Below are 2456 nucleotides of genomic sequence, written 5' to 3'. Positions count from 1 at the left end.
TCATGGTGAACATCGCCGCCAGGCCCTTGTTGACCTCGCCCACCAGCCAACCGGTAGCGCCGTCGAAGTTCATCACGCAGGTGGCCGAGGCCTTGATCCCCATCTTGTGCTCGATGGAGCCGCAACCCAGGCTGTTCTTCTCGCCCAGCGAGCCATCGGCGTTGACCAGCACCTTCGGTACCAGGAACAGCGAGATGCCCTTCGGCCCGGCCGGGGCGTCGGGCAGCTTGGCCAGCACCAGGTGGATGATGTTCTCGGTCAGGTCATGCTCGCCGCCGGTGATGAAGATCTTGGTCCCGCTGATCTTGTAGGAGCCGTCGGCCTGCGGCTCGGCCCTGGTGCGGATGATGCCCAGGTCGGTGCCGGCATGCGGCTCGGTCAGGCACATGGAACCGGCCCAGATACCGGCGTACATGTTCGGCAGGTACTTGTCCTTCAGTTCGTCGCTGGCATGGGCATTGAGCGCCAGGCAGGCGCCGGCGGTCAGCATCGGATACAGGCCGAACGACAGGTTGGCCGAGTTGACCAGTTCCTCGACCTGCGCCGAGATCACCTTGGGCATACCCATGCCGCCGTAGGCCGGATCACCGCCGACGCCGACCCAGCCGCCTTCGGCGTAGGTCCGGTAGGCCTCGGGGAAGCCGGCCGGGGTGCTCACCGCGCCAGCGTTCCACTGGCAGCCTTCCTCGTCGCCCGGACGGTTCAGCGGGGCGATGGTACCGGCGGTGACCTTGCCGGCCTCTTCGAGGATCGCCGCGGCGGTCTCGGCGTCGACCACTTCGGCCAGCGCCGGCAGTTGCGCCCAGAGCCGGGAGACCTCGAACACCTCATTGAGGACGAAGCGCATGTCGCGCAGCGGAGCTTTGTAATCAGCCATGTGGGGAATCCTCGATCGTACCGATCGCCGGCCGGGGGCCAGCGGCAACAAAATGGAGGCACGAAAGGCGTGCCGCGGCCGAGTCTACACCACCAACATTTCGGACTTGTAGCGTCACGTCGTGACCGGAAAGTCTATATCGGTCTTCTATGCGACAGGCATGAAAAAGCCCGCTTTTCGCGGGCTCGAGCGAGTTCGCCGGGAGTCCGACGGGCCCGGCGGGTGCGGGAGAAACCGGGGGAAGAAGCGCCGCGCCCCTGCCCCGGCAGCCGCTAGAGCGAAAACTGCTCCGCCGACAGGCTCATCAGGCCCGCCGCGCCGGCCTGGATCGCCGCGGCGTGCGCCGCGGTGCGCGGCAGCAGGCGACTGAAGTAGAAGTCGGCGGTGGCCAGCTTGGCTTCGTAGAACGCGGCCTCGCCGCTGCCGGCATCCAGCTTCTCGCGCGCCACCAGGGCGATGCGCAACCAGAAATAGGCCAGGGTCACGTAGCCGGAGAACATCAGGTAGTCCACCGAGGCGGCGCCCACTTCGTCGGCATTCTTCATCGCCGCCAGGCCCACCTGCTGGGTCAGTTCGCCCCACTGCGCGTTCAGCGCCGCCAGTTGCGCGACCTGTCCCTTCAGTTGCGGATGCTCGGCCTGGGCCTGGCACAACTGGTGGACCAGTTTGGTGAAACCGCGCAACAGCTTGCCCTGGCTGCCCAGTACCTTGCGGCCGAGCAGGTCGAGGGCCTGGATGCCGTTGGTGCCTTCGTAGATCTGTGCGATGCGGCAATCGCGGACCAACTGCTCCATGCCCCACTCGCGGATGTAGCCGTGGCCGCCGTAGACCTGCATGCCGAGGTTGGTCACCTCCTGCCCGGTCTCGGTCATGAAGGCCTTGCAGATCGGTGTCAGGAAGGCCAGCAGGTCGGCGGCCCGCTCGCGCTCGGCGGCGTCCTGCGACAGGTGCTCGGTGTCGAGCAACTGGGCGGTGAAGTAGGCCAGCGCGCGGTTGCCTTCGTTGAACGCCTTCATGGTCAGCAGCATGCGCCGCACGTCGGGGTGCACGATGATCGGGTCGGCCGGCTTGTCCGGCGCCTTCGGCCCGGTCAGCGAGCGCATCTGCAAGCGCTCCCGGGCGTAGCGCACGGCGCCCTGGTAACTGGTCTCGCCAAGGCACAGGCCCTGCATGCCGGTGCCCAGGCGGGCGTGGTTCATCATGGTGAACATGCAGTGCAGGCCCTTGTTCGGCTCGCCGATCAGGTAGCCGGTGGCGCCGTCGAAGTTCATCACGCAGGTGGCCGAGGCCTTGATCCCCATCTTGTGCTCGATGGAGCCACAGGAGACCGCATTGCGCGCGCCCACGTTACCTTCGGCGTCGGGAAGGAACTTCGGCACGATGAACAGCGAGATACCCTTGGTCCCGGCCGGCGCATCGGGAAGCTTGGCCAGCACCAGGTGGACGATGTTCTCGCTCAGGTCGTGCTCGCCGGCGGAGATGAAGATCTTCGTCCCGCTGATCGCATGGCTGCCGTCGGCGTTCGGCACCGCGCGGGTCTTGATGATGCCCAGGTCGGTGCCGCAGTGCGGCTCGGTCA

2 protein-coding genes are annotated in these 2456 nt (G+C 66.7%); both read right to left on the bottom strand.

Translation table 11 applies throughout. From position 1 onward, the window contains the following. Nucleotides 1–877 (bottom strand): acyl-CoA dehydrogenase family protein (locus tag HMPREF2716_RS13720; RefSeq protein WP_177343801.1); only part of this gene is annotated, 877 nt, incomplete at its 3' end. A gap of 272 nt (nt 878–1149) precedes the next feature. Continuing rightward, nucleotides 1150–2456: acyl-CoA dehydrogenase C-terminal domain-containing protein (locus HMPREF2716_RS13715; protein ID WP_070621923.1), on the bottom strand; the 1307-nt coding region annotated here is incomplete at its 5' end.

It is taken from the genome of Pseudomonas sp. HMSC076A11 (assembly GCF_001810205.1).
In the GTDB taxonomy this organism is placed as follows: domain Bacteria; phylum Pseudomonadota; class Gammaproteobacteria; order Pseudomonadales; family Pseudomonadaceae; genus Pseudomonas; species Pseudomonas aeruginosa.
Note: the sequence above shows the minus strand (reverse complement) of the source record. Positions and strands in the feature narration are given on the sequence as shown.